A 5,357-nucleotide genomic window follows, 5' to 3' on the forward strand; every position below is an offset into this window, starting at 1 on the left:
CACCTTTCAGCATGGTGATGACGCGGTCTGCCACATCCTCCTGCACGAACAACAGCCGTGCGGCCGAGCAACGCTGGCCTGCGCTGTCAAAGGCGGAGGCCAGCACGTCACGCACCGCCTGTTCGGGGAGGGCGGAGGAATCGACGATCATCGCATTCATGCCGCCCGTCTCGGCGATGAGCGCGGGGATGGCGCCATCGCGCGCCGCCAGCGCCCGGTTGATGATCGCCGCCGTCTCGTTCGAGCCGGTGAAGGCCACGCCCGACAGGGCCGGATGCGCCAGCAGCACCTTGCCGATGCGCGCGCCGTCACCGGGCAGGAACTGCAGCACAGTCTTCGGAATGCCCGCTTCGTGCAGCAGCTTCACCGCTTCGAAGGCCACAAGCGGCGTCTGCTCGGCGGGCTTCGCCACAACGGTATTGCCAGCAGCAAGTGCGGCCGCCACCTGACCTGAGAAAATCGCCAGCGGAAAATTCCACGGCGCGATGCAGGCGAAAACGCCGCGCCCGTGCAGCGACATTTCGTTCCGCTCGCCCGTGGGCCCCGGCAGCAGCATGGGGCTTTCGAACTCCGCCCGCGCTTGGGCAGCATAGAAGCGCAGGAAGTCGACAGCCTCGCGGATATCCGCAATGGCATTCTCCATGGTCTTGCCCGCCTCGCGCACGAGCAGGGCGGAAAGCCGCACCGTCGCGGCTTCATAAAGATCCGCCGCCCTCTCAAGCATTGCTGCGCGCGCAGCGCCCCGCATCAGGTCCCAATCGCCCTGCGCGGCGGACGCGCTTACCATGGCCCGTGCCACGGCGGTCTCATCGGCCTCCCACACGCTTCCCACAGGAACGGAACGGTCAGCGGGTGAGGTGATGGTCCGCATCTGTGTGCTCTTCAGCGCCATGCCATCCACCAGTGCGGCGGCCTCCACGGGCGCACGCAAGGCCGCGGTCATGCCGGAGACGAGCCCATCCCTGGTGGCGTCATCCCACAGCGCCATCCCACGGGAGTTCGCGCGGCCCTGAAACAGGTTGCGCGGCAACGGAATCTTCGGGTGCGGGATCTCCGCAAGCTTGGCCACCTCCACCACCGGGTCCGCGATGATGTCGGCAATCGGCGCCTCATCATCGGCCAGGCGGTTGACGAAGGAGGTGTTGGCGCCATTCTCCAAAAGGCGCCGCACCAGATAGGCCAGCAGGTCCTCATGGCTCCCCACCGGCGCATAGATGCGGCAGGGCTGGTTCAGCTTGTCCTTGCCCACGACCTGCTCATAAAGCGCCTGCCCCATGCCATGCAGGCGCTGGAACTCGAAGCGGCGGTCATTGCCCGCCATCACCGAGATCGCCGCAAGCGAATGCGCATTGTGCGTGGCGAATTGCGGATAGAACACATCCCGCCGGGCCAGCAGGAAGCGCGCGCAGGCCAGGTAGCTGACATCGGTCGAAACCTTGCGGGTGAACAGCGGATAGGCCTCGAAGCCCTGCTCCTGCGTGCGCTTCACTTCCGTGTCCCAATAGGCGCCCTTGACGAGCCGCACGGGGATCACGCGATCCGTCTCCTCCGCGCATTTCGCCAGCCACTCCAGCACCGGCTTGGCCCGCTTCGAATAGGCCTGCACCGCAAGCCCCAGGCCGTTCCAGCCCTTGAGCCGCTCATCCTGCGCCAGCCTGCCGAAGAGTTCGAGCGACAGGTCGAGCCGGTTCACCTCCTCCGCATCGATGGTGAGGCCCACATTCAGCGCCTTGGCCTCCACAGCGAGATCGGCCACGCGCGGCAGAAGCTCCGCCATCACGCGAGCCTCCTGCTTTTCCTCATAGCGCGGGTGAAGGGCGGAGAGCTTCACCGAGATCGAGGCACGCGCGAAGATGTCAGCCCCCCTGGTCTTGGTCCCCAGCGTCTTCAGCGCATTGCGATAGGAGGCGAGGTAGCGCCCGGCATCCTCCATGGTGAAGGCGGCTTCGCCCAGCATGTCATAGGAAAAGCGGTAGCCCTCCGCTTCCAGCGGTGCGGCGATTGACATCGCCTCGTCAATCGTCCGCCCCAGCACGAACTGTTTGCCCATGATGCGCATGGCCTGCTTCATGGCATTGCGGATGATGGGCTCGCCCGAGCGCGTCACCAGCTTCTTGAGGTAGGAGCCCACATCGCCCAGCGCCATCTTTCCAAGGTCCACGAAGCGCCCCGTCAGCATCAGCCCCCAGGCGGAGGCATTGACGAAGAGCGAGTCGGACTGGCCAAGATGGCTTTCCCAATCCTTGCCGCCCACTTTGTCGGCGATCAGCTTGTCGGCGGTCTCGGCATCGGGAATCCTGAGCAGCGCCTCGGCCAGGCACATCAGCACCACGCCTTCTTCGGAGGAGAGCGAGTATTCCTGCATGAAGGCATCGATGCCGCCCTGCTTCGTGCGCCCTGCCCTGACCGCCGCCACGAGCTGCCTGGCCAGTTCCGCCACGCGCTTCTGGTCATCGGCGGACAGTGCCGCCTCGGCGGCGAGTGCCCGCACAGTGGCGGTTTCATCGGCAAACAAGCGGGCGGCAATGGCGGAGCGGCTGGGCAATGCAGTCATGGGCGGACCTCCTGGATGATGACGGATCTTGTGCCACAAAGCGTACGGTGCTTCTCACCAAACTGCGGGTCTGCTATGGTTGATTTCTGTTGTTTTTGGACTTTTGCAGGGATTTCATGCCAGAATCATCATTATCTGTAGTGAATCTTGACGCCACTGATCTGGCCATCCTCGCTGCCCTGCAGGAGAATGCCCGGATGCCCGTGGTGGAACTCGCGAGGCGCGTTCACCTCTCCCCCACCCCCTGCACGCTCAGGATCCGGCGCATGGAGCAGCAGGGAATCATCACCGGCTACCACGCCCATCTCGCGCCCCGCACCTTGGGCCATGGGCTGATGGTCTTCGTCACGGTAAGCCTCAAGTCCACGGATGAGAAGACGCTCCGCGCCTTCAACGCCGCGGTGAAGCCGGTGAAGCAGATCCTCGAATGCCACATGGTGGGCGGCGGCTTCGACTATCTCCTGAAGATCCGCGTGCGCGACATGGGCGAATACCGGGACATTCTCGGCGGCAAGCTGGGGGCGCTGCCGATGGTGGAGAGCACCCATTCATATTTCGTGATGGAGGAAGTAAAGGAAGAGCCGTTCCTTGACGTCAGCCGGGCCCGCCCATGAAACCGAAACGCCTCCGCACCCTCGCCGCACTCCGCCGCGAAACCGCCCGCTGGCGCGCCCAGGGCTTGAGCTATGCCGTGGTGCCGACCATGGGCGCCATCCATTCCGGCCACACGGAACTCGTCACCCAGGGCCTGAAGCGCGCTGACCGCGTGATCACCACCATCTTCGTCAACCCCAAGCAATTCGCCGCGCATGAAGACCTCGGCAAATACCCGCGCGACGAGGAAGGCGACGCCGCCAAGCTCGGCAAGGCCGGATGCCACGCGATCTACCTGCCATCTCCGGAGGACATCTATCCACAAGGCTTCGCCACCACCGTATCGCTGACGGGCCCTGCCAAGGCCGGGCTCGAAGACAAGTTCCGCCCGCACTTCTTCGATGGCGTCGCCACCGTGGTTGCCAAGCTCTTCATCCAGACGGGCGCGGATTACGCCATGTTCGGCGAGAAGGACTATCAGCAGCTCAAGGTCGTCACCCGCATGGCGAAGGACCTCGACATCCCCATCGAGGTCGTGGGCATTCCCACCGTGCGCGAGGCGGATGGATTGGCCAAGTCATCGCGCAACGTCTACCTCTCAGCCGCAGAACGCCAGCAGGCCCTCGCCATCTACCGGAACCTGACCAATGCCGCAGAGCGCATCCGGTCCGGCATGAACCCGCAAGCCGCCGCACGTGCCGCGGCGCGCAAGCTGTCCTCCCTCGGCTTCAAGGTCGATTACGTCGCCGCCCGCAATGCGGAGACGCTGTTGCTGCCGAAGGACGCAAACGAACCGCTCCGCCTCATCGCCGCCGCCTGGGCGGGCAAGACGCGCCTCATCGACAACATTCCCGTCTAGGAGAAGACCTATTCCTGGAGTTTGCGAAACAAAATCTCCCGCCCCTCTTCCGCAAATCCGAGCGCGCGATAGAAGGCGCGCAGGCCGTGTTGGCCCTCTCCGGCGGGCGTGACCGTAACCTGGTAGCCTGCCGCACCTTGCTCGCGCAGATACTGTTCCGCCGCCGTCACCAGCGCGCGTGCGACGCCGCGGCCGCGCCATTCGGGAACGATATAGAGATCGCCCAGTTCAGCCGACCAGCCATACTCGATGCCGAATTCCATGGAGACGGTCGCAACACCGATGGCCTGTCCCTCCGCCTCCGCGAGCAGGATCGCGCAGGCCGCGACGTCGAGCATGCGGCGGGCGTTGGCGGCGATCGCCGCGTCCGGCGTCTCGAAGCCCTCTTCACGGAAGAAGCGCTGCAGCAGGATGATCGCGCTGCCCGGGTCCTCACCAGGCAAAAGACGCCTGACCTTCACAGCAACCCCAATTCAGAAAGGTCACGCCGCATCTTATCCGGCATGCCATCGACCTTGGCGGATTTCGGCAGGTCTGGCGGAGAATCGGACTCCTCCAGATAACGCCAGCCCTGGAAGGCGCGCTTGGGCACGGGCCGCACGGGGATGACCTGAGGCTTGAACACGATGCGGCAGCGCGCGATGCCGTCGGCCCCCGTCACCTCGTCGAGCGCGGCGATCGGCTGGCGGCACAGGATCATGCCGCGCATCACCCAATAGAGCGAGCCGCCGGGCAGGATTTCATCCTTCCGCTTGGGGAACATGCGGGTCACATGGTCCAGCGTATCGCGGCCATGGCGGCAGTCCTTCACCCAGGATTCGAGCTCCTCGATTTCGCTGACGCCGACACAGAGCTTGAGCAGGTTGAGAGGCATGGCACCCGGAGTTGCAGAGACCGGCTTCTCATAGGATAGTCTGACCGCGCTTGGAAATCCCAAGTGCCTCGTTTTCCCCAGCCATGCCGAAAAGGAGACCCGCATGTCCGATTCCGTCGCCAAGGTCATCGAACTCACCGCATCCTCCTCGAAAAGCATCGAGGACGCCGTGGAAAACGGCATCAGGCGCGCCGACGCCACACTCGACCATGTCGAGGGCGCCTGGGTTCAGGACATCAAATGCGTGGTCAAGAACGGCAAGATCGCCGAGTGGCGGGTCAACATGAAGGTCACCTTCCTGCTGAACGGCTAGCGCGTGTTCCGACCAGGTGGAATCACCTGGTCGAAAAGAACTCGCGCAAGATCAATTGCTTGAGCATGATCTTGCCGCAAAAGTGGTTTCCACTTTTGCGGATCATGCTCTAGTGGATTGACTCCAACGTTTGGAACCCACGGTTCCGAGCTGCGATGATATC

The 5,357-nt window shown here is 64.0% G+C and carries 6 protein-coding genes; 3 read left to right on the plus strand and 3 right to left on the minus strand.

Features of this window, described 5'->3' with window-relative positions; all coding sequences use genetic code 11:
* The coding region (putA, locus tag ACILRA_RS19215; RefSeq protein ID WP_395663668.1) for a bifunctional proline dehydrogenase/L-glutamate gamma-semialdehyde dehydrogenase PutA at positions 1 to 2,554 on the minus strand (2,554 nt) is incomplete at its 3' end.
* 140 nt (positions 2,555 to 2,694) lie between these two features.
* Here putA and ACILRA_RS19220 point away from each other — a divergent pair.
* Positions 2,695 to 3,168 (plus strand): Lrp/AsnC family transcriptional regulator, encoded by a 474-nt coding sequence (locus tag ACILRA_RS19220; RefSeq protein ID WP_395663669.1) that lies wholly within the window; start codon positions 2,695 to 2,697, stop codon positions 3,166 to 3,168.
* Complete coding sequence (gene panC / locus ACILRA_RS19225; protein WP_395663670.1) at positions 3,165 to 4,007, plus strand: pantoate--beta-alanine ligase; 843 nt, start codon at positions 3,165 to 3,167, stop codon at positions 4,005 to 4,007. The genes ACILRA_RS19220 and panC overlap by 4 nt, the downstream gene beginning before the upstream one ends.
* An 8-nt stretch (positions 4,008 to 4,015) precedes the next feature.
* On the opposite strand, the gene ACILRA_RS19230 is transcribed toward panC, so the two are convergent.
* Together ACILRA_RS19230 and ACILRA_RS19235 are read right to left on the minus strand one after the other, a co-directional pair.
* The gene (locus ACILRA_RS19230) at positions 4,016 to 4,468 is read right to left on the minus strand and encodes a GNAT family N-acetyltransferase (protein WP_395663671.1); all 453 of its coding nucleotides are present in this window, start codon (positions 4,466 to 4,468) and stop codon (positions 4,016 to 4,018) included.
* Positions 4,465 to 4,881 carry a DUF1489 family protein gene (locus tag ACILRA_RS19235; protein WP_395663672.1) on the minus strand — a complete coding sequence of 139 codons (417 nt, stop codon included), beginning with the start codon at positions 4,879 to 4,881 and terminating at the stop codon, positions 4,465 to 4,467. Before ACILRA_RS19235 ends, ACILRA_RS19230 begins: the two co-directional genes overlap by 4 nt.
* 103 nt (positions 4,882 to 4,984) lie before the next feature.
* Between ACILRA_RS19235 and ACILRA_RS19240 the strand changes: the two genes are divergently transcribed.
* Positions 4,985 to 5,194 carry a dodecin family protein gene (locus ACILRA_RS19240; RefSeq protein ID WP_395663673.1) on the plus strand — a complete coding sequence of 70 codons (210 nt, stop codon included), beginning with the start codon at positions 4,985 to 4,987 and terminating at the stop codon, positions 5,192 to 5,194.
* Positions 5,195 to 5,357 lie beyond the last annotated feature (163 nt).

Origin of the sequence: Aestuariivirga sp., from assembly GCF_044239095.1 — a bacterium.
Lineage (GTDB): Bacteria > Pseudomonadota > Alphaproteobacteria > Rhizobiales > Aestuariivirgaceae > Aestuariivirga.